The sequence below is a fragment of the Massilia rubra genome, from assembly GCF_011682065.1.
Lineage (GTDB): Bacteria > Pseudomonadota > Gammaproteobacteria > Burkholderiales > Burkholderiaceae_D > Telluria_A > Telluria_A rubra.
On sequence record NZ_VUYU01000043.1, the window covers coordinates 14,177 to 38,261 of the forward strand.

The 24,085-nt window shown below is 62.8% G+C and carries 28 protein-coding genes; 12 read left to right on the forward strand and 16 right to left on the reverse strand.

Annotated elements, in window-relative coordinates; genetic code table 11:
* Positions 1 to 79: 79 nt before the first annotated feature.
* Positions 80 to 913, reverse strand: a complete 834-nt coding sequence (locus tag F0185_RS32535) for an SIR2 family NAD-dependent protein deacylase (protein WP_167232601.1) — start codon at positions 911 to 913, stop codon at positions 80 to 82.
* A gap of 207 nt (positions 914 to 1,120) precedes the next feature.
* Between F0185_RS32535 and F0185_RS32540 the strand changes: the two genes are divergently transcribed.
* Both F0185_RS32540 and F0185_RS32545 read left to right on the forward strand, forming a co-directional pair.
* The gene (locus tag F0185_RS32540; RefSeq protein WP_126074203.1) at positions 1,121 to 1,306 is read left to right on the forward strand and encodes a YegP family protein; all 186 of its coding nucleotides are present in this window, start codon (positions 1,121 to 1,123) and stop codon (positions 1,304 to 1,306) included.
* A 63-nt stretch (positions 1,307 to 1,369) separates the two neighbouring features.
* On the forward strand, positions 1,370 to 1,576 hold the full coding sequence (locus F0185_RS32545; protein ID WP_166898250.1) for a hypothetical protein: 207 nt from the start codon (positions 1,370 to 1,372) through the stop codon (positions 1,574 to 1,576).
* Between the two features lie 50 nt (positions 1,577 to 1,626).
* On the opposite strand, the gene F0185_RS32550 is transcribed toward F0185_RS32545, so the two are convergent.
* Positions 1,627 to 2,076 (reverse strand): group I truncated hemoglobin, encoded by a 450-nt coding sequence (locus F0185_RS32550; protein ID WP_167232603.1) that lies wholly within the window; start codon positions 2,074 to 2,076, stop codon positions 1,627 to 1,629.
* Between the two features lie 152 nt (positions 2,077 to 2,228).
* Between F0185_RS32550 and F0185_RS32555 the strand changes: the two genes are divergently transcribed.
* Positions 2,229 to 2,447, forward strand: coding sequence for a hypothetical protein (locus tag F0185_RS32555; protein ID WP_166898246.1), 219 nt, complete (start codon positions 2,229 to 2,231; stop codon positions 2,445 to 2,447).
* Positions 2,448 to 2,482: 35 nt separating this feature from the next.
* Here the strand turns inward: F0185_RS32555 and F0185_RS32560 are convergent, their stop codons facing one another.
* The 7 genes from F0185_RS32560 to F0185_RS32590 form a co-directional block, all read right to left on the reverse strand.
* Complete coding sequence (locus F0185_RS32560; protein WP_167232605.1) at positions 2,483 to 3,619, reverse strand: glycosyltransferase family 9 protein; 1,137 nt, start codon at positions 3,617 to 3,619, stop codon at positions 2,483 to 2,485.
* Positions 3,616 to 4,182 carry a D-glycero-alpha-D-manno-heptose-1,7-bisphosphate 7-phosphatase gene (locus F0185_RS32565; RefSeq protein ID WP_167232607.1) on the reverse strand — a complete coding sequence of 189 codons (567 nt, stop codon included), beginning with the start codon at positions 4,180 to 4,182 and terminating at the stop codon, positions 3,616 to 3,618. Before F0185_RS32565 ends, F0185_RS32560 begins: the two co-directional genes overlap by 4 nt.
* Positions 4,183 to 4,203: 21 nt before the next feature.
* Positions 4,204 to 4,953: an SDR family oxidoreductase gene (locus F0185_RS32570; protein WP_167232609.1), complete on the reverse strand. Its 750-nt coding sequence runs from the start codon at positions 4,951 to 4,953 to the stop codon at positions 4,204 to 4,206.
* A 12-nt stretch (positions 4,954 to 4,965) separates the two neighbouring features.
* On the reverse strand, positions 4,966 to 6,309 hold the full coding sequence (locus tag F0185_RS32575) for a glycosyltransferase (RefSeq protein WP_167232610.1): 1,344 nt from the start codon (positions 6,307 to 6,309) through the stop codon (positions 4,966 to 4,968).
* A 69-nt stretch (positions 6,310 to 6,378) separates the two neighbouring features.
* The gene (locus F0185_RS32580) at positions 6,379 to 7,356 is read right to left on the reverse strand and encodes a glycosyltransferase (protein ID WP_167232612.1); all 978 of its coding nucleotides are present in this window, start codon (positions 7,354 to 7,356) and stop codon (positions 6,379 to 6,381) included.
* Positions 7,357 to 7,582: 226 nt separating this feature from the next.
* Positions 7,583 to 8,467, reverse strand: coding sequence for an alpha/beta hydrolase (locus F0185_RS32585; protein ID WP_167232614.1), 885 nt, complete (start codon positions 8,465 to 8,467; stop codon positions 7,583 to 7,585).
* Between the two features lie 73 nt (positions 8,468 to 8,540).
* On the reverse strand, positions 8,541 to 9,293 hold the full coding sequence (locus F0185_RS32590; protein WP_166898233.1) for an AraC family transcriptional regulator: 753 nt from the start codon (positions 9,291 to 9,293) through the stop codon (positions 8,541 to 8,543).
* 174 nt (positions 9,294 to 9,467) lie between these two features.
* On the opposite strand from F0185_RS32590, the gene F0185_RS32595 reads away from it, so the two are divergent.
* From F0185_RS32595 to F0185_RS32610, 4 genes are read left to right on the forward strand one after another with little or no spacing between them, the layout of a single operon-like run.
* The gene (locus F0185_RS32595; protein ID WP_166898231.1) at positions 9,468 to 10,364 is read left to right on the forward strand and encodes a dihydrodipicolinate synthase family protein; all 897 of its coding nucleotides are present in this window, start codon (positions 9,468 to 9,470) and stop codon (positions 10,362 to 10,364) included.
* Positions 10,365 to 10,369: 5 nt separating this feature from the next.
* Entirely contained in the window at positions 10,370 to 11,503 is a 1,134-nt protein-coding gene (locus tag F0185_RS32600; RefSeq protein ID WP_167232616.1) for an NAD(P)/FAD-dependent oxidoreductase, read from the forward strand.
* Positions 11,493 to 11,756, forward strand: a complete 264-nt coding sequence (locus tag F0185_RS32605; protein ID WP_167232618.1) for a 2Fe-2S iron-sulfur cluster-binding protein — start codon at positions 11,493 to 11,495, stop codon at positions 11,754 to 11,756. Before F0185_RS32600 ends, F0185_RS32605 begins: the two co-directional genes overlap by 11 nt.
* Positions 11,753 to 13,126, forward strand: a complete 1,374-nt coding sequence (locus F0185_RS32610) for an NAD(P)/FAD-dependent oxidoreductase (RefSeq protein WP_167232620.1) — start codon at positions 11,753 to 11,755, stop codon at positions 13,124 to 13,126. The genes F0185_RS32605 and F0185_RS32610 overlap by 4 nt, the downstream gene beginning before the upstream one ends.
* On the opposite strand, the gene F0185_RS32615 is transcribed toward F0185_RS32610, so the two are convergent.
* Positions 13,123 to 13,668, reverse strand: a complete 546-nt coding sequence (locus tag F0185_RS32615; RefSeq protein ID WP_167232622.1) for a hypothetical protein — start codon at positions 13,666 to 13,668, stop codon at positions 13,123 to 13,125. The two genes, F0185_RS32610 and F0185_RS32615, sit on opposite strands and share 4 nt — an antisense overlap.
* 352 nt (positions 13,669 to 14,020) lie before the next feature.
* Here F0185_RS32615 and F0185_RS32620 point away from each other — a divergent pair, with 352 nt between their 5' ends.
* From F0185_RS32620 to F0185_RS32640, 5 genes are all read left to right on the forward strand, one after another.
* Positions 14,021 to 14,335: a KGG domain-containing protein gene (locus F0185_RS32620; RefSeq protein ID WP_167232624.1), complete on the forward strand. Its 315-nt coding sequence runs from the start codon at positions 14,021 to 14,023 to the stop codon at positions 14,333 to 14,335.
* 182 nt (positions 14,336 to 14,517) lie between these two features.
* Positions 14,518 to 14,850, forward strand: coding sequence for a hypothetical protein (locus F0185_RS32625; RefSeq protein WP_229477301.1), 333 nt, complete (start codon positions 14,518 to 14,520; stop codon positions 14,848 to 14,850).
* Positions 14,851 to 14,935: 85 nt separating this feature from the next.
* On the forward strand, positions 14,936 to 16,057 hold the full coding sequence (locus tag F0185_RS32630; RefSeq protein WP_167232626.1) for a M14 family metallopeptidase: 1,122 nt from the start codon (positions 14,936 to 14,938) through the stop codon (positions 16,055 to 16,057).
* Positions 16,058 to 16,059: 2 nt separating this feature from the next.
* The gene (locus tag F0185_RS32635; protein ID WP_167232628.1) at positions 16,060 to 16,524 is read left to right on the forward strand and encodes a CYTH domain-containing protein; all 465 of its coding nucleotides are present in this window, start codon (positions 16,060 to 16,062) and stop codon (positions 16,522 to 16,524) included.
* Positions 16,525 to 16,625: 101 nt separating this feature from the next.
* Complete coding sequence (locus F0185_RS32640) at positions 16,626 to 17,336, forward strand: hypothetical protein (RefSeq protein WP_167232630.1); 711 nt, start codon at positions 16,626 to 16,628, stop codon at positions 17,334 to 17,336.
* On the opposite strand, the gene F0185_RS32645 is transcribed toward F0185_RS32640, so the two are convergent.
* The 6 genes from F0185_RS32645 to F0185_RS32670 form a co-directional block, all read right to left on the reverse strand.
* Positions 17,333 to 17,752 carry a DUF2177 family protein gene (locus tag F0185_RS32645; RefSeq protein ID WP_167232632.1) on the reverse strand — a complete coding sequence of 140 codons (420 nt, stop codon included), beginning with the start codon at positions 17,750 to 17,752 and terminating at the stop codon, positions 17,333 to 17,335. The two genes, F0185_RS32640 and F0185_RS32645, sit on opposite strands and share 4 nt — an antisense overlap.
* A gap of 105 nt (positions 17,753 to 17,857) precedes the next feature.
* Positions 17,858 to 18,829 carry a hypothetical protein gene (locus F0185_RS32650; RefSeq protein ID WP_167232634.1) on the reverse strand — a complete coding sequence of 324 codons (972 nt, stop codon included), beginning with the start codon at positions 18,827 to 18,829 and terminating at the stop codon, positions 17,858 to 17,860.
* A gap of 163 nt (positions 18,830 to 18,992) precedes the next feature.
* Positions 18,993 to 19,961, reverse strand: a complete 969-nt coding sequence (locus F0185_RS35095) for a hypothetical protein (RefSeq protein ID WP_167232636.1) — start codon at positions 19,959 to 19,961, stop codon at positions 18,993 to 18,995.
* 133 nt (positions 19,962 to 20,094) lie between these two features.
* The gene (locus F0185_RS32660) at positions 20,095 to 21,120 is read right to left on the reverse strand and encodes a hypothetical protein (RefSeq protein WP_167232638.1); all 1,026 of its coding nucleotides are present in this window, start codon (positions 21,118 to 21,120) and stop codon (positions 20,095 to 20,097) included.
* Positions 21,121 to 21,660: 540 nt separating this feature from the next.
* Positions 21,661 to 22,725 carry a beta propeller repeat protein gene (locus tag F0185_RS34550; protein ID WP_223164620.1) on the reverse strand — a complete coding sequence of 355 codons (1,065 nt, stop codon included), beginning with the start codon at positions 22,723 to 22,725 and terminating at the stop codon, positions 21,661 to 21,663.
* 530 nt (positions 22,726 to 23,255) lie between these two features.
* Positions 23,256 to 24,085 (reverse strand): type VI secretion system Vgr family protein (locus F0185_RS32670; RefSeq protein ID WP_167232640.1); only part of this gene is annotated, 830 nt, incomplete at its 5' end.

Genomic DNA, 24,085 nt, shown 5'->3' on the forward strand with positions numbered 1-24,085 from the left:
CAGCGTCGCGCAAGCGGGCATGGTCGATGGAGTGGTGCACGACGCGCGCCTTGCCGGCCGCATCGGATTGGCATCGCCGTTACAGCGCGTCCATCGCTGCGGCAATACGTGAAATGCCGTCCAGCGCCCCGAGCGCAATCCCTATATCGCGCGGCAAGCCAACCGTTGACTCGCTCGGATTGACGCGGATCAGCGGCCGGTCCTGGGTTTCGCCGAATACCCGCACCGAAGGTATCCAGGTGCCGGCGCCCAGTTCGATGATGACGGCGCGCTGCTGGCGCGCCAGCCAGGTGTCGAGGCGATGCTCTTGCTTGTCGGCATAGTTTGAATCCCACAGCCGGTCGCCGAACATCAGGATGTTGGGCCGGGCGATGTCGCCGCAGTTGGGGCAGCGCGGCAGCGCGCAGGTCAGCAGGCACTGTTGCTCATCGATCAGCGGCACGAATGCTTGCGCGGACCAGGTCGGATGGCCGCAGTCGCCCAGGCATTGCAGTTTCTCGATGCTGCCATGACACTCCACCACGCGCTCATCGGGCATGCCGCTGCGCTGGAATTGACCATCGACATTGCTGGTGAAGACGAAAGCGCCGTTCGGCAGGCGCGCCGCGATGGCGTTGAGCAGGCCGAATCCCGCGTGCGGCACCGTGCGCCGGTACAGTTGCAGCCGGTGCCCGTAAAAGCCCCAGGCCAACTCGGGGCGTTCGCGAAAGGCGCGCGGGTTGGCGATCTCGGTAAAGCGCAGGCCGTGGTTGCCCAGGGCCGGGTAAGCGTTCCAGAAACCTTTGTCGCCGCGAAAATCAGGCAGGCCGGAATCGATGCCCATGCCGGCGCCGGCCGTGATCACCATGCCGTCGCACTGGTCGATGAGGGCGGCCGCGTCTGCGCAAGCCTGGTCGAGAGAGGGAGTCGTCATACGGTACTTCTTAAAATGGGAGAGGCGCCATTCTACGGCCTGCGCTTGCCGCCCACCGCTTTCCCGCCAATTGCAATGCCGAAGCGCAAAATTATCGTCAAGAAATTGAGCGTGCGTTTGATATAGCGCTAGTCCTTTATTGAACCAATCAGAATGCCGGGTATACCGCTCTGTAACACTGGAATCTCACGTCATGGGAGGTTCATCATGTATTTCGAAATCTACCAAACTCAAGCCTCGGAAAAAAGCCGCAAAGAGTGGCGCTGGCGCCTCAAGGCCAAGAATCACGAAATCATTGCCAGCGGCGAGGCCTACAGCTCGCGCGCGAAAGTGCTGGCGGCGATCGAGCTGATCAAGTCGGTCACCGTGCGCACCAAGATTGTCGAGGGTTGATCGGCCGTGGCACGCGGACGAGCCGCCACGGCGGCTTGTCCTTCTCTCTTCAAGGAGCTTATGATGCAAAACAATAATTGCCGTCAATTGGATGTGACCAGGGAAATCCCCAGGTCGGTTCCGCTGACCCTGCGCGAACTGACCGGCCGCCGCATCCGCGTGGTGCCGTTCGGCGCGCTGATCACCCAGGAGTTCATCGCCGGGCGGGTGACAATTTACCTTAATCAGCAGAACCTGGTCCGTAATGTCGTGGTCGAAACCTGCGACTGACAGTGACACTATGCCGCAGACTGGGGCGTCGCCCGGCGCCCTGTTTTCCCTTATTTGTTCAGCACCTCGCCAGAGAGCTTGTCGAGTATCGCTTCGAGCTCTTCACGCTCTTTCCTGGCCACGCCGCGGCCGATCAAGGCCCGATCGACATACTCCCCCATGACCTGCAATTCTTCCACGGTGAGCGCCATGCCGCGATGCGCCAGCGCCATCGAATCGCCTTCGTACTTGCAGGGCCCGCCGCTGACCGAACACAGGTGCGAGGCCACGCTGGCCTTGAGCCGCGCCAGGTTCACGCCCTCGAAGGTGCGCCTGGAGCGTGGGTCGATGGACACCTTCGATACGACCTCGTCGGCCACGGCGCTCAGGTTCTCCATGCCGCCAAGTCGCGCGAACAGCGACGCCTGGGGCGCAAGGGGCACGCTGGGGGAGCAGGCGGTGGCGCCGAACAAGGCGCCGGCGGCGAACAGGGCTGCCACACTGGCGGTGCGAAGAGTCATGAAATGGCTTCCTGATTGTGAGGAATCATCCTAACACTCCCGCCATGCGCGGCGCGTCCGCTTCGATTGCACAGCACCAATGCGCCTCGCGTACGCGGGCAATCGGGCGCGCGGGCCTATACTCGCCGTTTTCCCCTGACAGAGAGAACACCATGAGCGATTCCGAGGTAAAAGTCATGCTGAGCGAAATCAACAGCGGCGCCGGCGCGAACGTACTGAATGCGCACCGGGCCGCCGTGACCATCGCCCAATACATGCAGCTGTGCGAGGGATTGCGCGGCATTATTCCCGATGGGGAAGTGAGCCTGGTCGCGGCAAGGCTGACCGCAGGCATCGTCGCCAATCCCGGCTTCGCCTTGTCGACCCAGTGATGCAGCCTGGCTGAGCCCCTCGTGGGCTGCGCGCCTCACGGGTCGGTCGAGGAGGCGCGATACTGCCTCGTTGCGCCCATCAGGCTGCACACCGCGTCCACCACCGCGGCCGGCGCGACCTTGCCCAGGCAGTCGTGATGTCCTTCCGGGCACACGCTTTTGTAGCAGAAGCGGCAGGGCACGTCGTGGTACAGCAGCCGGCTCTCGACCTGCCACGGCGTGTGCTGCGGATTGGTCAGCGCGTACAAGATGGCCAGCGGCGTGCCGAGCGCCGCGGCAATGTGGGCCGGACCGGTGTTGTTCGACAGAACCACCGTGGCCAGGCGGATCGCCGCGCCCAGCTGGCCCAGGTCGAGCTGGCCGGCCAGCGAATGCGTGGCCACGCCGCAAGCGGCGCGGATGCCGTCGATCAGCGCCGCCTCGTGCGCATCCCCGGTCAGCACGATCGGGCAGCCGGTGCGCCGCGCCAATGCGCCGATCACGTCGGCCCAGCGCTCGGGCGGATAGCGGCGCGACGCCGCGCTGGCGCCCGGATGCATGAGGATCCACGGCCGCCCGCGCCGGATGCCGCGCTCATCCAACATGCGCCGCACCGCCGCCAGATCCCGGGCGCGCAGCGCAAAGCGCATGCGTGGATTGTCGCCGTGGCAGCCCACGCTGGCGACCAGGTCGCGCTGGCGCTGCACTTCATGGCGGATGTGGGTGGCGGGCTCGTCGTCCACTACCCAGTGCGAGAGCATGCGATAGGGGTTCTCGCGGCAATGGCCGAGCCGCAGCGCAATGCCGGCCATGTAGCACATCAGGGCGGCCGGCAGGGCGCTCTGGCTGAACGAGGTAAACACGACGGCGGCGTCGAAATGGCGTTCAGCCAGCTGCCCGATTAAGTCGCTGTCGGCCGACGGCGGGTGCGCCGCGCCATGCGACGCGTCATGCGACGCGCTATGCGACGCGCCGCCCTTCATCCACGGCGCCGCATAGGTGATGACGGCGTCCACATCGTCGAGATAGGGAGCCAGCGCCGTGCCGCTCGCCGAACTGAGCAAGGTGAGCGTGCGGCCCGGCCGCGCCTGCCTGAGGGCGCGCATCGCCGGGGTGCACATCAGCACGTCGCCCATCGAATCGAGGCGCACGCACAGGATGTTGCGCGCATCCATCCACTGGGGCGCGCTCATTGCCGATCCTCGTCGTGCCTGACGATCATCACGGCCGCCGCGTACAGGTCGGCGGCGATGCGGGTCGGAACGCGGTGCGGCCCCAGTTGCCACTCGGTTTCGTTGCCCTTGTCGATCAGCAGGGTGCGGCAGCCGGCGCGGTTGCCGGCTTCCACATCATGCAGGATGTCGCCCACCATCCACGAGGCGCGCAGGTCGATGCCGTGCTCGCGCGCGGCGCGCTGCAGCATGCCCGGCATGGGCTTGCGGCAAGTACACGCCACCGCATACGGCGCCACCTTGCCGGCCGGATGGTGCGGGCAGTAGTAAAAGCCATCGAGCATCAGTTGCTCGCGGAACAGCAGGTCGGCCAGGCGCCGCTCGATGCAGTCCATGGCGTCTTCGCCAAAGTAACCATGCGCAATGCCATCCTGGTTGCTGATGATGAAGAAGCGGTAGTCGAGGCGCGCCAGCAGGCGCAGGGCGGCGCCGGCGCCGCTGCACAGGGTGATGCGGCGCGGCTCGGCGTTGTAGGGCAGGTCGTCCACCAGGGTGCCGTCCTTGTCCAGAAAGATCGCTCGCATGATTCAGGTCGCTTTCATTGTCTATGGCCATGAAGATTCTTGCATTGGCAGCACGGTGATTTCGGCCACCACGCTCTCGGGCGGCAACAGCAACACCGAGCGGATCGCCTGGGCCACGTTCATCGGGTCTTGCAGGGTGGCCGCGTCGAGCTCGGGAAAGCGCTCGAGCAGGAATGGGGTGCGCATGCCGCCGGCAATCACGGCCGTCACCTTGATATTGTGCGGTCGCAATTCGGCGTGCATCGCATGCGACAGGCCCAGCAGCCCCGACTTGCTGGCGTGGTAGGCGCTGGCGTTGGGCCAGGCGCGCTTGGCGGCGGTGGAGGCGACGTTGACGATGTGGCCGCCGCCGGCCTTGCGCATGTGCTGCGACGCATGTTTGGCCAGCAGGAACGGCCCGTTCAGGTTGGTGTTGATGACGCGACTCCATTGCTGGGGCGTGAGCTCGGCCATCGGCAGGGTGACGTCGGTGCCGGCGTTGTTGATCAGTACGTCGAGGCGGCCGAAGCGGTCGAGCGCGGCGCCGATGGCGTGTTCGGCGCTGGCCGGGTCGCCCACGTCGAAGCCGAGCGCATGCACTCGCACGCCATGCTCGCGCAGGATGTTGGCGCTGACGGTGGCCATGTCGTGGTTGATGTCGGCGACGATGAGGTCGGCGCCGGAGCGCGCCAGCAGCTGGCACAGCGCCGCGCCGAGTCCGCTGGCGCCGCCGGTAACGAACACGGCCTTGCCGCGCAGGCTGGGCTGTTCTTGAGCAAGTTGATCGGACATGGAGCAGTCCTCCTAAGGGGTGGGTAGATGGGAAACGCTGCAGGCCGCACGCGGGGCGTTCGCCTGCTTGCCGACCACGTCGGCGTAGATGGCGGCGGCCTTGTGCGCCACCTGGCGCCAGGTGTAGTGGCGGAAGGCGCGCCGCATGCCTTCGTCGCCCATGGCGGCGGCCAGTTGCGGGTCGCGTTGCAGTTCGGCGAGCTTGTCGGCCACCGCTTGCGGATCGCGCGGCGGCACCAGGAAGCCGGTGACCTCGTCCTGCACGGTGTGCTTGATGCCGCCCACGGCCGCGCCGATGACGGGCCGCGCGCACGCCATCGCCTCGACCGGGGTGATGCCGAACGGTTCGTACCAGGGCGTGGTGACGAACACGTTGGCGGCGCTGTACCAGTAGCGCAGTTCGGCGCGTTGTTTGCGGCCGGTAAAGTGGACCTGCGCGGCGATGCCCAGGTGCGCCGCCAGCGCGCGCAGGCGCGCCAGTTCCGGCGTGTCGCGCCAGGCACCGGCGGCGTCGTCGCCCCCGACCACCAGCAGCTCGGCGTCGACGCCATGCTGGCGGCGCAGCAGCGCCAGGCTGTGGATGACCGTGTCGATGCCCTTGCGCGGCACGATGCGCCCGAGTTGCAGGATGAGGAACTTGCCTTGCGTAAGCCCCAGCTTGTGGCGCGCCAGGCGCATCGGCAGCGGCCAGAGTTCCTGCGGATCGAAGCCGCAGGGGGCGATGTCGATGCGCTTGCCGGGCGCGTCGTAGAGTTGCTCCATGTCCAGCCGGTCTTGCGGGCATTCGGCGATGATGCGGTCGGCCTGGCGCATCAGGCTGTTTTCGATTTGCAGGCGCGACGGCGGAAAGGCGTCGGCCGATCCCTGGGCGCGCAGCCGCACCTGCCCGAGCGCATGGAAAGTGATGACAAAGGGAATGCCGAGCACTTGCTTGAGATGCCGCGCCACCATGCCCGACATGAAGAAATTGGCGTGCGTGACGTCGTACAGCGCCTCCTGGCGCCGCGCGAAGCGGGCCACGAAGCGGGAAAAGGTGTCTATGTAGGGCAGCATCTTTTCTTTCGGAATGTAGTGGGCCGGCCCGGCCGGCACGTGGATCACCCGGATGTTGCGGCGCCAGTGCACCGTTTGTTTCTGGCCGATGGCGTCGCGCCGCGTGAAGATGTCGACCAGGTAGCCGGCCAGCGCCAGCTCGCGCGCGAGGTGGGCCACGTAGACGTTCTGGCCGCCGCTGTCGACGCTGCCGGGCGCGGCCAGCGGCGAGGCGTGCTCGCTGACGATGGCGATGCGCCTGACCGCGCCGCCACCGCTTGCGGGGCGCGGGTCCGGGTCCGGGTGTAATTGACCAAGTAACATGCCAGCTCCTTCTTGTTTTTAGCGTTGCTCTTTGCGTTGTTTTTGCATTGATCGTGTCAAGGGAAAACGTCAGTACGGCTGCCCGTACGCGGGGGCGCGCGCCAGGTCGGTCACGTGGCGCAGGGCGCGGTCCCAGTCGTCGCTGAAGCGGCCGATGGCAAAGCGTTCGCGCGCACGCTTGCGCCCCTGGGCGCCGAGTGCGCGCGCCAGCGCCGGGTTGCGTCCGAGCTCGTGCATGTGTCCGACCAGGGCGCCCAGATTGGTATCGATGAAGCCGGATTCGCCGTTATCGATGACGGTGCTCAATTCGGTGGTGGCCAGGGCGACCACCGGCATGCCGATCATCATCGCTTCGATCACGGCCAGGCCGAGGCTGGTGTAGCGGATCGGATTGAACAGGTAGCGGTAGCTGGCGGCAAAGGCCGGCAACTTTGCGTGCGCGATCTCGCCCAGGCCGCCGAGCTCCTGGGCGCCCATGCCGACCAGCTCGAGCGGCACCTCGGCGCGCACCGCGTCGAAGAGGTCGGCGCCGAGGCGCCGCCCGCGCCGCGCCAGGTGGTTGATGACGACCAGGCCGCACTCGAGCTGGCCGCGATAGTCGATACCGTCGGGCACCTTGACGCCATGCTCGATCACGCAGGTGGGGGTGCTGCCGCTGTCCCACATGAGCGCGTTGAAATGGGTGACGTGCACCAGCAGCACCGCCGGCGTGTCGACCGGGTGGCGCGTGTCGGTGGGGTGCTCGCGCGGCGGGTCGTGTTCTATATAGATGCGCGGCAGCGCGCGCTGGCTGGCGCTGAGGAATTCGTACTGGTCTTTTTCGTACTGCGCGTCGTCCTGGAAGACGATGCAGTCGAACTGGTGGTGGCGTGCTTCGGACACGGGCATGTCGTGCACGTTGTCGCCCCAGGGCATGTTGCCGGTGCGCCCGCCGTAGCCGGGCGGGCGGCCCGGCTTGGACAGCACGTAGAAATCGTGTGGCGCCTGGCTGAGGTAGTACAGATAGCTGCCGTGGGTATGCCAGGTCAGCACTTTCAGGCGGCGCATGGCGGCCTCGCGTGCGGGTGCGGATCGGGTGTTGTCGACATCATGTTGCCTCCCTGCGAACGGTGAGCGATGAGATGGTTCGATTCGCAGAGGGGCGGCCGAGTTCCTGCCGTATCGCGTCGGTTCAATCCAGATCAAGTGCAAGCTTGATTAAGGCGATGGAGGAGAGCGGAAAGGGCGGGGCGGGGAACGGCGGAGCGGAGCGGGAAAGCGTGCGTTGAAGAAGCTAGTTGGTCTTTCCCGGGGTAATCCGCCCGCCATCGCTGTGAACGAAGCGCTCCACGCTATCCAAGGTCGGCGCCAGGAAGCGCAGCGGCGCGGCGAGCGAGGCCACCAGCGTGGTATGGCTCACCTTGTCAAAATACAGTTCCTGCACCGCCACTTCCTTGGCGCGCAGCCTGGCCGCCATGGCGCGCGTGTTGCGCACAGGATCGACCAATTTGTCGCTGTTGGCTGCGATCAGCAATGCCGGCGGCGTGCCGGCCCTGGCGTGGTTGATCGGCTGCGATTCCGGTGGGGTCGTTGGAAAGTGAAACACCGGCTTGGTTACCGGATTTTCAATCGGCAAAAAATCATACGGCCCGGCCAGCCCGATCCACCCGCGCAGCGCGTTCGGTTGCATGCCCTGTTTCGCCAGCCATTGCGCATCGAGCGCCATCATTGCGGCGTTGTAGGCGCCCGAACTGTGGCCCATCACGAACAGGCGTTTCGGGTCGCCGCCGTAGCGCGCAATCTCGCGCACGGTCCAGGCCAGCGCGCGCGCCGAATCGTCCAGGAAATCGGGATAGCTCACTTCCGGATGCAAGCGGAAATCGGGAATCACCGCCACCATGCCGCGCGACGCCAGGGCCCGCCCGACGAAGGCGTAATCCTCGCGCTCGCCCTTACTCCAGTTGCCGCCCAAGAAGAACACCACCACCGGCGCCGACGCGCTGGCGTCTTCCGGCGAGTACACGTCGAGCTTGTGGCGGACGTTGTCGCCATACGCCAGGCCGCTGCCGCTGCGCAGGCCGCTGCCGGGGGAGAGTGCGTTGAGGGTGGGTAATGGCGAGCAGGCGGCCAGGCCGCCCAGCAGGATCGCGCCGAACAGGGCCGCGTGCAGTTTCTTCATGGGGATCTCGAATGGGTCAGTGTCAAGCCATTATATCGAGGGGGTAAAAACCGCCGTGTACGCTTGAGCTCGCTTATTCCCCCCGGCAATGCGCACGGTATTGGACCGGGCTCATTCCCGTGTGCGCCTTGAACTGGCGGCTGAATGCGCTGTGGTCGGTGTAGCCGCAGGCATACGCGATCTGGGCGATGCTGTTCTTGCTGCCGGACTCGATCAGCGACATGGCCGCGCCCAGGCGCGACTGCAGCAGCAACTGGCGCGGCGAGTAGTGAAACACGCGCTGGAACAGGCGTTCCACGCGCGAGAGCGACAGGCCGGCATTGCTGGCCAGTTCTTCCATGCTGACGTTGGCGTGGTAGTTGGCGCGGATGTGGGCGGCGATATCGGCGATCTTGCGGTAGACCGGATGCAGTTCGTCGGCCAGTCCCAGGTCTTGCGAGGTGCCGGCCAGGCCGACGATGGCGCCGTGCTCGTCGCGCAGCGGGGTCTTGTGGGTCAGGCACCAGCCGCGCGCGCGGCTCGGGTACAGGTGCAGTTCGAGGTGTTTTTTCAGCGCCGTGCCGCTGTCGATCACCTGCCGGTCCTGCGCCAGGTAGGTCTGCGCCAGCAGCGGCGGATAGACTTCGAGCGCGGTGCGCCCGATCAACTGGTCCTTGCTGCGCAGGCCGCAGCGCCGCACCAGCGCGTTGTTCACGGTGAGGTAGCGCCCCTCGCGGTCTTTGACAAAGAAGACCAGGTCGGTGAGGGCGTCGAACAATGCCTCGAGCGAGGCCAGTTGCACCGCGCGGATTGGCGGGGCCGCGCAAAACAGCGCACTCATGTCCATGGGGGTGTCTCCGGTTCGGTCACAATGCGTTAGTATAAATCGCCAGGCCGGAAAACATTGTGCCGATTTGAGCCTTTGCACGCTCGTCCATCGATCAAGACCGGGGCCCCCGACAGGGCTAACCTGACTGCTTCCCGTAACCGACCGGCGCGCCGGAGAAAGCAAGGTACCCTCATGTGGCAAGGTGTGATTCCCGCTGTATCGACTAAATTCAATGAAGACGGTTCGCTCGACATGGGCGAAATGGAGCGCTGCTTCGGCTTGCAGATGGAGGCCGGTTGCGATGGCCTGATCGCCTGCGGCTCGCTGGGCGAAGGCCCGATGCTCACGCACGATGAACGGATCGCCGTGCTGCGCCTGGCCAAGCAGGTCACCGGCGCCAAACCGGCCCTGCTGACGGTGGCCGAAGCCGGCACCCGCGAAGCCTGCGCGCTGGCCGAAAAGGCCGCCAAAGCCGGCGCCGATGGCCTGATGGTGGTGCCCAGCACGATCTACCACAGCAACCACCGCGAAACCATCGCCACCCTGCGCGCCATCGCGGCGGCGGGCGACCTGCCGGTTATGCTGTATTCGAACCGGCTGGCGTACCGGGTCGATGTGACCACCGACATGCTGGAAGAACTGGCCGACGACGCGCGCTTCGTGGCGGTCAAGGAGTCGTCCGACGATATCCGCCGCAGCACCGAGATCATCAACCGCCTCGGCCAGCGCTACGACCTGTTCACCGGCGTCGACAACCTGGCGTTCGAAGCGCTGGCGGTGGGCGCGGTGGGCTGGGTGGCCGGCCTGGTGCTGGCCTTCCCCAAGGAGACCGTCGCCATCTACCGCTTGATGAAGGAAGGCCGCCAGGCCGAGGCCTTGTCGATCTATCGCTGGTTCCGGCCTTTGCTCGACCTGGATGTGTCGTCCTACCTGGTGCAGAACATCAAACTGGCCGAGGCGCTGGCGATCGGCTCGACCGAGCGCGTACGCGCACCGCGCCTGCCCCTCGAAGGCGAGCAGCGCACGCGGGCCGAGCGCATCATCCGCGCGGCCATGGAAACCCGCCCGAAACTGCCAAGCTTCGGCTAAGCGTGGTGCGCGCATACGATGCGATCGTGGTCGGCGCCGGCATCGTCGGCGCGGCTTGCGCGCTGGCGCTGCGCGAGGAGGGCATGGCGGTGGCGCTGGTCGATGCCGCCACGCCGGGAACGGGCGTCACGGCGGCCGGCATGGGTCACCTGGTGGCGCTCGACGAGAGCGCCGACGAACTGGCGCTGTGCCTGATGTCGCTGCGGCTGTGGGATGCGTTCATGCTTGAGCATCCCGGCGTGGGCGAGCCGTCGCGCTGCGGCACCTTGTGGGTGGCCGAGGACGAGCATCAACTGGCCGAAGCGCAGCAGCGCGCCGCGCGCCTGTGCGCGCAGCGGTGGGAGGCGCAGGCGCTCAATGGCGACCAGGTGGCGCGGCTGGAGCCGGCGTTGCGGCGTGGCTTGTGCGGCGGCGTGCGCGTGCGCGGCGACAGCGTGGTGTATCCGCCGGCGGTGGCGCAGTTTTTGAGCGAGCAGTTCACGCGCGCCGGCGGCAGCCTGCACCTGGGCCGGCGCGTGCTCAGGACGGGGCAGGGCGGCGTGATGCTGGACGATGGCGAGCGCCTGGATGCACCGGCCGTCGTCGTGGCGGCCGGCGTGCAGTGCGCGGGCCTGATGCCGGAATTGCCGATCTTTGCACGCAAGGGCCATCTGGCAATCACCGACCGCTATCCGGGCCGCCTGTCGCACCAGATTGTGAGCATGAATTATGGGCAGAGCGCCGCCGGCGAGGATGCGCTGGCGGTGGCGGCCAATGTGCAGCCGCGCGCCACGGGCCAGTGGCTGGTGGGCTCGTGCCGCCAGGACGGGCGCACCGACAGCGCCATCGAACCGGCGGTGCTGGGGGCGGTGCTGCGTTGCGCGATCGGATTGCTGCCCTGCCTGGCCGACATGCATATCGTGCGCGCCTGGACCGGCATGCGGCCGGCCTCGCCCGACGGGCGGCCCCTGATCGGCGCCCATCCCGGGCGCGCGGGAACATGGCTGGCCTGCGGCCATGAAGGATTGGGCGTGACCACGGCGTTCGCCAGCGCGCGCCTGCTGGCCGACCAGATCATCGGGCGCGCCAGCGAGATCGACGCGGCGCCGTATGCGCCGGCGCGTTTTGCGGTCCTGGCGGAGGTGTGCGATGAGCAGTGACGACATGGTGGTGCACGTGGACGGCCGGCCGGTTGCGGTGGCGGCGGGCGTGAGCGTGGTGGCGGCGCTGGTGCTGGCCGATGCGCTGTGCACACGGCGCTCGGTGAGCGGCGAGGCGCGCTTTGCCTTGTGCGGCATGGGCTACTGCCAGGAATGCCGGGTGACGATCGATGGGCGGGCACACCGGCTGGCCTGCCAGACGGCGTGCCGCGCCGGCATGGTGATCGCCACCGGTGCGGGGGAAGCGGCATGAGCGCGCCGGTGATCGTGCTCGGCGCCGGCCCGGCGGGGCTGGCCGCGGCGGAGGCGGCGTCCGCATCCGGCCAGGCGGTGCTGCTGGTCGATGAAAACAACGCGCCCGGCGGGCAGATCTGGCGCGGCGGCCCGCAGCGCTGGCGCGACACTCGCGCCGCCGGTTTGTGGACGGCGCTGCGTGCGCGCCCGCACGTCACGTGGATGGCTGGCGCGCGCGTGGTGGCGCCGGCCGGCGCCCGGGCGCTGTTGCTGGAAACGGCGGACGGCGCCCTGATCCAGCCCTGGGACAAGGTGATCGTGTGCAGCGGCGCGCGTGAGCTGCTGTTGCCGTTCCCCGGCTGGACCCTGCCCGGCGTGACTTGCGCGGGCGGCCTGCAGGCTCTGATCAAGGGGGGCATGCCGGTCGCCGGCAAGCGCGTGGTGGTAGCCGGAACCGGGCCGCTGCTGCTGGCGGTGGCGGCCACTGTCCGTGAGCATGGCGGCGTGCTGGTGGCCTTGGCCGAGCATCGCGACAGTGGCGACCTGGCGCGCTTCGGCGCGCGGCTGGCCCTGTCGCACCGGGGCAAGCTGCTGCAATCGCTGCAACTGGCGGCGCGCCTGCGCGGTGTGCCGTACCTGCGTGGCGCCGGTGTGCTGGCCGCCGAAGGAAGCGGGCGCCTGGAGCGCGTGCTGTTGCGCCACCGTGGACGCGAACAAGCGCTCGACTGCGATTTCCTGGCGTGCGGTTTCGGCCTGACGCCGTCGCTGGAACTGGCTACGCTGTTCGGCTGCGCGGTGGAGCAGGGGCGGGTGCTGGTCGATTGCGCGCAGCGCACCAGCGTGCAGGGTGTGTGGGCCGCCGGCGAGTCGACCGGCATCGGCGGCGTGGACAAGGCGCTGGCGGAGGGGCGCATCGCGGGGCTTGGCGCGGCGGGCGTGGCGCCGCAAACGAAGGACCTGCGCGTGCGCGGCAAGGCGCAGGCATTCGCCGACCTGCTGGCGCAGGCCTTTGCGCCGCTGCCATCGCTGCGCGCGATGTGCACCGACGCGACCATCGTGTGCCGCTGCGAAGACGTGGTGGCGGCCGACCTGGCGCCGCACGCCGGCTGGCGCAGCGCCAAGCTGCAAACACGCGCCGGCATGGGGCCGTGCCAGGGCCGGGTGTGCGGCTCGGCCTGTGCTTTCCTGTACGGCTGGGAGGCGCCCGGCTTGCGCCAGCCGGTGTTCCCGGCCAGCGCCGCCACACTGGCGCTGCCGCAAGCGGAAACGCAAGCAGAAACGCAAGCGGAAACGCAGGCGCAAACGCAAGCGGAAACGCAGGCGCAAACGCAAAGGGTGGACACGCTTGCGCGTGCCCACCCCGAATTACCGCAACAGCAAACCAATTAGTCCGGGGTGCCGTCGCTGCGGCGTCCCACGTTGCTTTGCTCCGACTGGCGGCTGCCTTCGTCCAGGTCGGCCGACTGGCGGTTCTGGCGGTTCGACAGGCCGGTGTCGTCATCCATGTCCTGGTCGGCCGCCAGGCGTTTGCCGCCCGGGCTTTTTGGCATGCCGCCGGCGACATCATTGGACTGGTGCTGACCTGGCACGCCCTGCTGCTGGCTGCCGGTTTGCGAGCCGCTGCGTTCCGTGCTTTGCTGGCCAATCTGTGTACCTTGCTGCGAGCCGCCTTGCTGCTGTTTCGAGCCGCCCAGGCCGCCCGATTGTTGCGAATCGCTCAGGCTGCCGGACTGCTGGGCTCCGCCCAGTCCGCCCGGTTGTGGCGAACCCGGCAGGCGGTCCGACTGCTGCGAGCCGCCCAGGGTGCCCGATTGCTGCGATTGATTCAGGTTGTCTTTCTCAACGGTGCCGCCACGCGACGACGATTCCGATTTCTCGTTGGCGCCATTGCTGGATTGATTGTTCCCCTCGCTACGTTGGTTCGAGTTCATTATTGATTCCTTTCCGAGTAGAGACAAACATAGGGTGGCACACGTCACTTGCGCAGGGACCTGGTTAGCGTCCAGTCCGTAAGCGGCGTTGCCAGGATTGGAATCATGCGCGCTGATTCCGAACCGCTGTATCGGAACACCGTCCGAGTCTGTGTAGGACAAGTCCCCTGTAAAGCCTACCAACAGTGGCGGGGGTGCGGAGTACTGAGAGGAACTAGCCTGTTGTCCTACAAAGTCCCTGCGTCCTGTCCTATAGCCGCAGCGTTCCGCGCTGCTAAGATGGATTTGCTTGATCGCTCATCGGCGTGCAGCCGGTGGGGTCAGACAGAGGCACCAGCTAAAGGAGATGACCATGGCTACAAATAACCAGGGCAACAAGCAAAGTGGTAGTCCGGGCAAGGGAACCAGCAACCGCGGATTCGCCTCCATGGATCCCGAGCGCCAGCGCGAAATTGCCAGCGAAGGCGGCAAGGCGGCTCATCAGAAAGGCACGGCGCACGAGTTCACGTCGGAAGAAGCGCGCCGCGCGGGCAGCATGAGTCACGGCAACCGCCAGGCGGCGCAGGGTGGCGCGCGCAGCGGCGCGGGCGAGGCCGACAAGGATGAAGGCGGCAACAAGCAGAGCGCGGGCGGCGGCAACAAGGCGGGTACGGACAAGTCGCGCTGAGCCGGCCGGAGCACGGGGGAGCGGCGGCTCCCCGTTGGTAACACGATTCAAGCAATCAGCCTGTGGGATGGGGTAGAATTGTTGCGCCAATTTAACAACCCCGAGGGAGTGTCGTGAAACAAGCAGTCATCCGCCAAGTCAAGAGCATGTATCTGTCATGCGATCCTATCGGTAATCTTTTATTGGCGAAATTTTCCTTCGAAGGCGGCAAGGATGCCTGCGTCTTCATTCCCGCCTCGGTCGTGTTCTGGCTGCTGGCCCACCTGCCGGTGAACCAGGACCCCGAATTGCTGCCGCCGCCGAACCTGCCGCGCATCTACCAGGAAGATTGGGACGACGTGGTCAATCCGCGCGTGCTCAGCGTGCAGTGCAAGCAGTTCGACGATGCCATCCGCATGACGATGGAGCTCGACCGCGCGGCCAATCTGACGGTGATTTTGAACCGCGCCAACGTGGAATTGATGCGCCAGATGATGGAAGGCTACCGCGGCGACCTGATGGACCTCGGTTTCTAAGCCCGCTGTTCGGTGTTGCCCGCCCACAAGCGGGCGGCATTTGGGTATGATGCTCTTCTTTGAGAACCAAAGACAAGGATCTGCCATGCCCATCAAAATCAGCCAGCATTTCGATTCCGGCGCCATCGACGTCGTGCAAGCCGACCAAGCCGGCCAGATCGACCTGAACCTGCGTTCCGACTCGCACGCCGACATCCACCAGTGGTTCCACTTCCGCCTGCAGGGCGCGCGCGGGCAGGCCTGCACGATCCGCTTCCTGAACGCCGGCCAGGCAACCTACGCCGCCGGCTATCAGGGCTACCAGGTGGCCGCCAGCTACGATACCGAAAACTGGTTCCGGGTGCCGACCAGCTTCGACGGCCAGGTCATGACTGTGACCCACACGCCCGAGCTCGACAGTGTGTATTACGCCTATTTCGAACCGTACTCGTGGGAACGCCACCTGCGCCTGCTGGGCGAAGTGGCCGAGAACCCGCTGGCGCGCGTGATTGACATCGGCAGCACGGTCGACGGCCGTGACATGAATATGGTGGTCATCGGCAACCCTGCCGCCGAGAAAAAAATCTGGGTCATCGCGCGCCAGCATCCGGGCGAAACCATGGCTGAATGGTTTGTCGAGGGGATGATGGACGCGCTGCTGGACAATGCCAATCCGATTGCGCGCAAGCTGTTGCAAAGTGCCGTGTTCTACATCATTCCAAACATGAATCCGGACGGCTCGGTGCGCGGCAACCTGCGCACCAACGCCGCCGGCGCCAACCTGAACCGCGAGTGGATGACGCCGTCGCTTGAGCGCAGCCCGGAAGTGCTGTGCGTAAAGCAAAAGATCCACGAAATCGGCTGTGATATGTTCTTCGACATCCATGGTGACGAAGCGCTGCCGTATAACTTTGTGGCCGGCAATGAAATGCTGAACGATTTCACGCCAGAACGTGCCGCGCTGCAAAAGTCCTTCATCGAGAACTACATGGCGGCCAGTCCCGACTTCCAGAACGTGCACGGTTACGCGGCCAGCAAGTACAAGGAAGACATGCTGACCCTGGCGTCCAAGTATATCGGGCATACCTTCAAGTGCCTGTCGCTGACCCTGGAAATGCCGTTCAAGGACAATGCCGACTTGCCTGATCCGTACACCGGCTGGAACGGTGCGCGCAGCAGCGAGCTGGGCGCGGCGATCCTGCAGCCGATCCTGAAAGCGCTGGGCTGATCGTGGGCGTCGAGATCGAGCGCAAGTTCTTGCTCGTCGGCGACGCCTGGCGTTCGCTGGGCGAGCCGGTGCTGTTGCGCCAGGGGTATCTGTCGACCGATCCGGACCGCACGGTGCGGGTGCGCATCGAGGGCGAGGGCGCGACGCTGACCATCAAGGGGCGCAGCGAGGGCGCCACGCGGGGCGAGTGGGAGTATCCGGTTCCGCTGGCCGATGCGGGCGAACTGCTCGACCGCCTGTGCCAGCAGCCGATCATCGAAAAATACCGGCGCCGGATTACGTTCGCGGGCAATGTGTGGGAAGTCGATGAATTCCTGGGCGCGAATGCGGGCTTGATGTTTGCCGAAATTGAACTGGCGTCGGAAGACCAGGCGTTCGACAAGCCGGACTGGATTGGCGAGGAGGTCACGCACGACCGGCGCTATTTTAATTCGAGCCTGATCCGGCTGCCGTTTTCGCAGTGGTGAAGGCGGGCTTTTTGCCCCTGCGCTTGGGCGCGGCAAGCTTTGCGGCCGCGCCGCGCGCTTAAATGATTCGCCATCGTGCGCGGCCATTTCATGGAGTCCGTTTGAAGTTTTCTCCTATTCTTATTAGTGCATTCGTCATCGCTGGCGCCGGGATGATGTCCTTGCCCGCGCATGCGGCGACCGTCAAACCCGCAGCGGTCACCAGGATCGCGCTGCCGCATGCCCCTTTCTCGGTGCTGCCGGCCAAGGAGGTGATCAAGCGCTACAAGCTGGTGTCGCTCCTCAGTCCCCTGGCGCAAAAGGAGAAGGACACGGTCAAGGACTTTATCGACGTCAAAGACGCGATTGTTTTCGAGGGCAATGTCAAGCTGCGGGAAGATATTCACGCAGAGTATCGTGCTGCGAATACCGTCAAAACGCCGTTCGAACAGGCTTTGCTTGACGGTGACCGGCTGATCGTGATTCATGGCGATCTCGATTGCGGCAAGTTGGACACCAGTACGATGCATGGGGTATTCGTGCTCGGGAATGTGACTTGCGATACTGTTTCCCTGGGAATGTCGCATTTTTACGTCAAGGGAAATCTGGTCGCACGCACCTATTTGATCGGCAGTGCCGAAGACGATGAAGGTTACGGCAATGAGGGCGAGGCGCAGGTGCGGGTCGATGGCACGGTGTCGGCGCCCAAGGTGAGGACCTGGCATTTCGGGCTTGGCCACTTAAAGTTTGCCAAGGGCTCGGCCGAGGAAGTGCTGGTGGAACAAGAGGACCGGAATGCGTCGGGGCCATGTAACCGCGCGAAGGATTGTTAAGCGCTGGCAGGGCTGGGATCGAGCCGGTCCATGCACAGTTTGGCGGCCAGCACGGAGAGCGTGCTGGCGACACAGCCCCAGGCGATGTCGATCAGGGCCACGCTGAGCGGCCAGTCGCGCAGGGTGGCGAGGTTGGACAGGTCGTAGGTGGCGTAGGCGACCGTGCCGAACAGCGCTGCGGCGGTGAGGGTGGTGCGCAGGGTGCGGCGCGGACTGTGCGGCGCCAGGGCGAACACCATGAGGCCGACCGCGTAGATCAGGTAGAAGGCGATAGCCGGTCCGAAGCGCGGCCCGGCGGCCATGAGGTGACCGATGCCATCCGCGTAGATGTCCTTGGCAATAAAACCGAGCCAGAGCACGTCGAGCAAGACCATGCCGGCGATCAGGATGAGGTAGGGGAGCAGCAGTTTGCGCATGGTGTTGTGTTGACGCAAAAAGTACCGGCGAGCATACGCGTTTCCGGTGTCGGCTGCCGCGCGGGATGGAGGCGCGGATGCGGTGCTACCTTTGCGCTCGAGCTGTCAGAAAAACTTGCGCCATTTACCGCCTTGCTGACAGGCCGCGCCGCCATTGCCGGCAACGAGCAGGATATCGTCATGCGTGGAGAGATGCCCTGAGCATGCCATGATGTCGCTATCGACATCCGCTACTTCAAGTTTTTCATCGCATATATTCCACAAGCCATATTCGCTGGTGCACCAGACCCGGTTGTCGAACCAGGCCATGTCTTTGAAGGGGATCGTTAACTGTCCTTCGAACAGCTGGCGCCACGTTTGTCCCCGCCCTTTGAATGTGGTGCCGCCATACCCACTGATGTAGACGTTTCCATCGCCTGCGCAGCATACCGAGAAGAGTGATATCGCGCTCGGGAAATCCACCTGTGTCCAGCTGGCGCCATCGAAATGCCAGACGTCGCCCTTGCCCCCGACGCAATAGATATCCGAGGCATTGAAACCGTCGATATCTTCAAAACCGGCCACCTGCCAGTCTTTATCATGATCGAACGGCAGCTGCTGCATCAGCGGGACGGCGTCGTTGCGATCCTTGCGCACGCCAACCGTTCGTCCTCCGCCCACCATGTAGACGTGACCGTCAATCGTCCGGGATTTGACGATGCTGCCTCTGCGCATGCCGCCATCAGTCCAATCGCCCAGGCTGTCCTCCCATTCGGCCGTGCCGCCGCCGACCACGTAGACGTTGCCGTCTTTTTCGATGCCAACCAGTTGTTCCCTGGGTTGTCGCGCAATGCTCAATTGAAAATCGTAGGAATGATCAAACTCAATATTGCCCCATCGTTCGGCAGGCGCCAAGTTCCGGATGAAATACACGATGCGTCGGCGCAGCCAGCTATCTTCATCGTCTTCATCCCACTCTGCCAACTGCGTTTCGTCTTCTGACAACGAAAAATAGAAAATGTCGGCCGACCGCACTTCGCAATCAATCATGACGAAACCGCTGATACTATTTTCGTACTGCCCGGATGAGATGTCCATTGATATTCTCTGTTCAAATTCGCTTATAGGCTGCACCGCCGTGGCCAGCCAGTAGCAAGACGGCACCATCCGTGGCAAGATGACCGGAACACGCCTTGATGCCGTTGGGAAGTTCAGCCGGCCTGAGGATTTCATTCTCGAGCTGGCAGACAAAAATTCCTGATTACTGTAGTGCCGAGCATAGTGGTGTCCATCTGCTTCCATCGAAAACGGTTGCGCCGTACATTCCAGCAATCAACATCACGCCATCACCCACCGACAGGTTTCCGGCACATGCCCGCACCTCCGCCGACAGGGCAGGCTCAATTAGTTTCCCATTCTCGATCGTCCAAATCCCATAGTCGGACGTGCACCACACCCGGTTTTGAAGCCAGGCCATATCCTGAAACGGCAGGGTCATGTTGCCTTTGTGGATCAAGTCCCACTTGAGGTGTCGACCTTTCATGATGGAGCCGCTTTGCAGGCCGACATAGACACATCCGTCGCCAGCGCAGCATATGGTCTCGATATACATATTGGTCGGTAGCTGGCATTGGCTCCACCTTTCTCCGTCGTAGTGCCAAAGATCTCCTTCGCCGCCACCTGCATACATGTCCGACGCACTAAAGCCAGCGATGACGTTGAAGCCCTGGTTGGCGCGGCCAAATTTGTTTTTCTCCGGAGCCGGGAGACTATGGTCCGCGAGTGTTTCCCACTGCCCAGGTGCGATCCGCCTGCACACCGATCTCCAGGCGCCGACCACATACGCATATCCATCGATTGAAGCTACTGCGGTGGCCGACGTTGCCAAGGGTGAACCAGGTTTCCCACGTGGGATCGAATCCTCGAACCCGCTATATTCGCTGTTCATGACCGCGACGTCGCCGTCCAGTGCAACCATCACTGCTTGCTGTTCGGGGTGTTTGACTGATGTCAGCCGCGCGAGATCGAAATACTCCGCATCGTATTCAGCGCATAAGATCTCTTGGTCATCATCCGCCAGCACGATGCTGATGAGCCGTTTGCGCGGAGCAGTGTCATTCTGTTCTACAAATTCAAGCAACACAAAGTAGAAGTGATTTTTCGTCGCAACCGCACATTTGTAAATGTAGTATCCCTCAAAAAATTCTTCCCAGTTTTCTTTGCTGATCACGGTAATTTCCTGTGTATTCTAGATTCATAAGTCGACAGTGCTTCAATTTCGAGGCCGATGTCGGCTGGGTCGGCTTTCGCCCTTGTTCACCGCATGGCAGGTCGATCGACGACGGATGAGGCGCGAAGTTCGGTTAGACATAGTCGAATGCGCTGAACAGCTGCCGCCATCCGGTACCATCGTGCAAGCAGGCGCCATACGGACCTGAAGTCAGCAGGAACTTTCCATCCAGACTGACATCGAGTCGGCCGCTCGTGGGCGCTTTGGGTGCGTCAGGTTCTACCTCCCCAAGCGGGATCACGACTTTTCGTTGTTCATCGATGGTCCAAAGCCCTCCGAAGCCGCCCAAATACAAGCGGTCGTTAAACCAGAATGAATCGACAGGATGATATCCTGGCGCAATGTCTGCCTCAGCTACGCGTTCCCACCGGTCTTCTCTGCCGGCCCAGACGCTGCCATTTTTTTCCGAAATATACACCAGCCCATTGCTGGCGCAGCATACTGTCAGCAAATCGGAATCCGTGGGAATAGGGCAATTACGCCATTTTCGGCCGTCGAAGCGCCAGATATCGCCGCGGTCACCGACGACATACATGTCATCTTCAGAAAACGCACTCATGTCCTTGAAATGAAGGGTAACCCAGGCCGGCAGGGAGGCCACATCCGCTGGAAGTGGAACTCCCTTGTTTTCCGTGCCGAGTTCAATCCAGGTATCTGGACCACTGCGTCGGTATATCCGGCGGTAGTCGCCGAGAGCATATATTTTACCTGCCGCCCGGACTACCTTCGTAATGATTCCGATCTTCCCATCGATGGTGTCCATATCCAGGACTTCTTCGATCGGAAGCTCCATGCCTTTTTTCAGAGCATTTGCCGAGTAAACCTGGCTGATGGTGTCTACTGCCACATACTCTGGTGGAGCCATGCTTGCCGCTATGCTTGAGAACTTGAACCGGGTGCTTACATACACAGCAAAGCGCTGGTTGATCGGACGATCAAGCGACATGTTGATAAAGCGTGTCATTGGAAGCGTATCGCGCTCTGTTTTTTCTTCGACTAATAAAAACCCGAAGCTGTTCTTTTTGGGAATGGCGCAGTCAATTATTGTGTAGCCGGAAACAAATTCGTTCCACGTGGCATTGTCAAAAATATGATTCATCGAGTTTTCCAGAAATGTCGTCAACTAAGCCCACCATATTTGCGCAGACTGGTCCGCAATTCGAGTTTTTTAGAAACATGTACATGTTTCAATTTGCCTGAAATACCTCTGTCTAGCCCGGTAATGTCCTGGATCTTCTTTTTAGGCGTGCGCGGTTATTATCATACGGCAAGATCTAAAGCATATTCCACTCTCCAACGGTGAGGTGATGACAGGATGTTATCAATTGTTGATGTTTTCAAGGGTTAAAACTACCATTTGTCTGTTCAAAGCAGGTTCATTCGAATGCTCACGAAGCGCGTTCGCCACCCCGCATCCAACTCGTCATTTCCCTCAACGAGTAATAGCCCAATTCGACCTTTATCCGGTCCAATTGTGCAATCGCGCACCATGAAGCCTTCGCAAATCTCTTCCCAGCTCTCTTTGTCAAGTAACATTCTTGCTCCCCACTCGCAGTACCCGTCGTTGTATTGGGGATTCGGATGAGAAATTTGATCTTAACGTTGTCGGGATTGGAGACATCAGCGGGAAAAATGGATTTCAGTCAGAAAAATCATCATCGGAAAAAAGCATTTTCCAACATGTGCCGTCGTGTATTGCGGCGCCATGTGCTCCGCAAACCAGCATTTTCCTCCCGTCAGGTGCGACATCGATCCGATGGCTTACCATGGCAATGTCGGCGGGTGCACGATGATTTCTTGACTGATGAATGGCGACAAGCTCATTCCCTTCGAGGATCAACATGCCATAATCATTTGCACACCACAACGTGCCCATGTACCATGCCGCATCAGCGAAAGGCAGGCTTTGACTACGTAGAGAAATTCTTTGCCAAGTGCTATTTCGTCCTTTCCACAGTGAACCGCATATATCGGTGATATACACGAAACCGTCACCGCCGCAGGTCACAGTGAGCAAACGATGACTTGTTGGGAACGGAAGATTCTTCCAAGTCACGCCATTAAAGTGCCATACCGTCCCGCCGCCGCCGACAGCATAGATGTCATTTTTGGAAAAGCCGTTGAGATCGTAACAATCTCCTTCGGAAATTGCTTGGGTAATCTTGTCGTGCTCGTTGCTCGACAATCCGGGAAGCAAGGGAATTTCCTTCTGTTCTTTCCATTGTTGGTTGGGAAGACGTTCAAATATGCGGAAGTGCGCGCCAACGGCGTAGATTGTGTCATCGACGCGAACAACTTTGTAGGCCACCCCGCCCACTGCGCCAATAGATTTGTAGCCATATCCAATGCCGTCAAAGGAGATCGGTGCTTCCTCGCCGGCGAACACAGGCGGCCTGCAACTCCACACTTTCATTGCCAGGTCGGCTACTACGAACTCCGCTTGATTCGGTAACCATGCCGACGTCAACGACGCGGTTGTCAAATCATTACCCGTCATGTAAAAAAATCGGGTTTTCATCGGCTCATCCAGTTTCACTGAAACGAAGCGGGTCTGCCATCCGTTTTCGCGATGAGTGTCGCCCAGATCTTGAATCAGGAGAAAGCCCATCCTGTTTTCGTCGCAACCGAGTGTGCAATCGCGAATCAAAAAACCTTCAAAGGTCGCTTTCCAGCGCAATTTGTCTATAAAAATTTCATTCTCCATTCATCGTCACGGTGGGCACCGGAACCGTCCCAGCAGGTTCAGCGCTCCCTTGTTTCTTGTCAAGAGCCATTTGGTAGCGCAGACAGCCAGACGGTCGTCAGTGGGTAGCACAATCATCGAACATAGCGCCCCAACGAGGACGTCTTGCATCGGTGGGAGAGGCGGCTTCAGTGCGGGCAGGCGGCAGCACTGTGGAGAACAAGAGGAGAGCTCGCAAAGGCTACTGCGCGGCGCGCTATTCCCCCTGCGGTAACACAAAATCGAAAGCGCTGAACAGTCTTCTCCATGCAGCGCCATCATGAAGACATGCGCCAAACGGACCTGCGGTCAGCAGGAGCTTTCCATTTGGACTGAGATCAAGGCGGCCGCTGTGGTCACATTTGGCGCGTCAGTTTCAACTTCGTCAAGACGGACCACCCGCTGTGCGCTGGCATCGATGGTCCATAGGCCTTCTTGACCACCGCGGTACAGGCGATCATTGAACCACACAGAATCGATTGGACGATAGCCAGGTGCAATGTCAGCAGCTGCTATACATCTTTGTCGATGGTCGATAGACCGTCCAGAATTGCGCGCGGAGAATTATCCAGCAGGAGTGAGATCGCCGTCACGCCGAAGTTGGCGCCCGACCACGAGGTAGCCACGCGGATCCACGCCGAGCTTTTCTCGTCGTATTCGCCGATGCGGTCCCAGTGGAACTGCACGCGCACGCGGCCGTATTTGTCGGTGTGGATCTCTTCGCCTTTCGGCCCCACCACCAGCGCCGTTTGCAGTCCGTAAATCTTCGGCTCGATGCTGTTGTAGCCGCGTCCCGGACGCCACGGAATCTGCTTGCGGATGCAGGACACGCGGTTTTCGTAGTACGACGGCGTTTCCACATTCACCTGGTAATTGTTGCTGGCCGTGTGGCGCACTTCCAGGATCAGGAAGTTTTTCGAGCCGTCGTCAAAGTGTTCCGTCAAGGTAAAGCTGCGGCCCGGCATGGCATAGCGGTCGTTGCCGGCGCCTTCGAAATGCTTGCCGGACGCTTCGATTTCTTCCAGCCGCAAACGGGTCTTGGCGTCGCCGTCGCCGGCATCCTTGAAGCCGTAGGCGCCCACGTATTCGTAGACTTCCTTCTTGAGCACGTCACCCTGTTCGTTGACCGTCGGCAGCTGGGTCTTGACCGGTTTCGGGCTCTTGAAGTTGAAGCTGGACAAGGCGTACTTGGCCGGCACCAGGCGCCGCACCGGCGTCCATTCGCCCAGCGCATCGTCTTCCTCGGCGCCGGCGGCGCGGTTGAACGGGATGTGGCTCGGGCCGTCGATCGGCGCGGCGGCGGTCGAGTCGTCCGACAGGATCAGGGTGTGGCCGGAGGCGG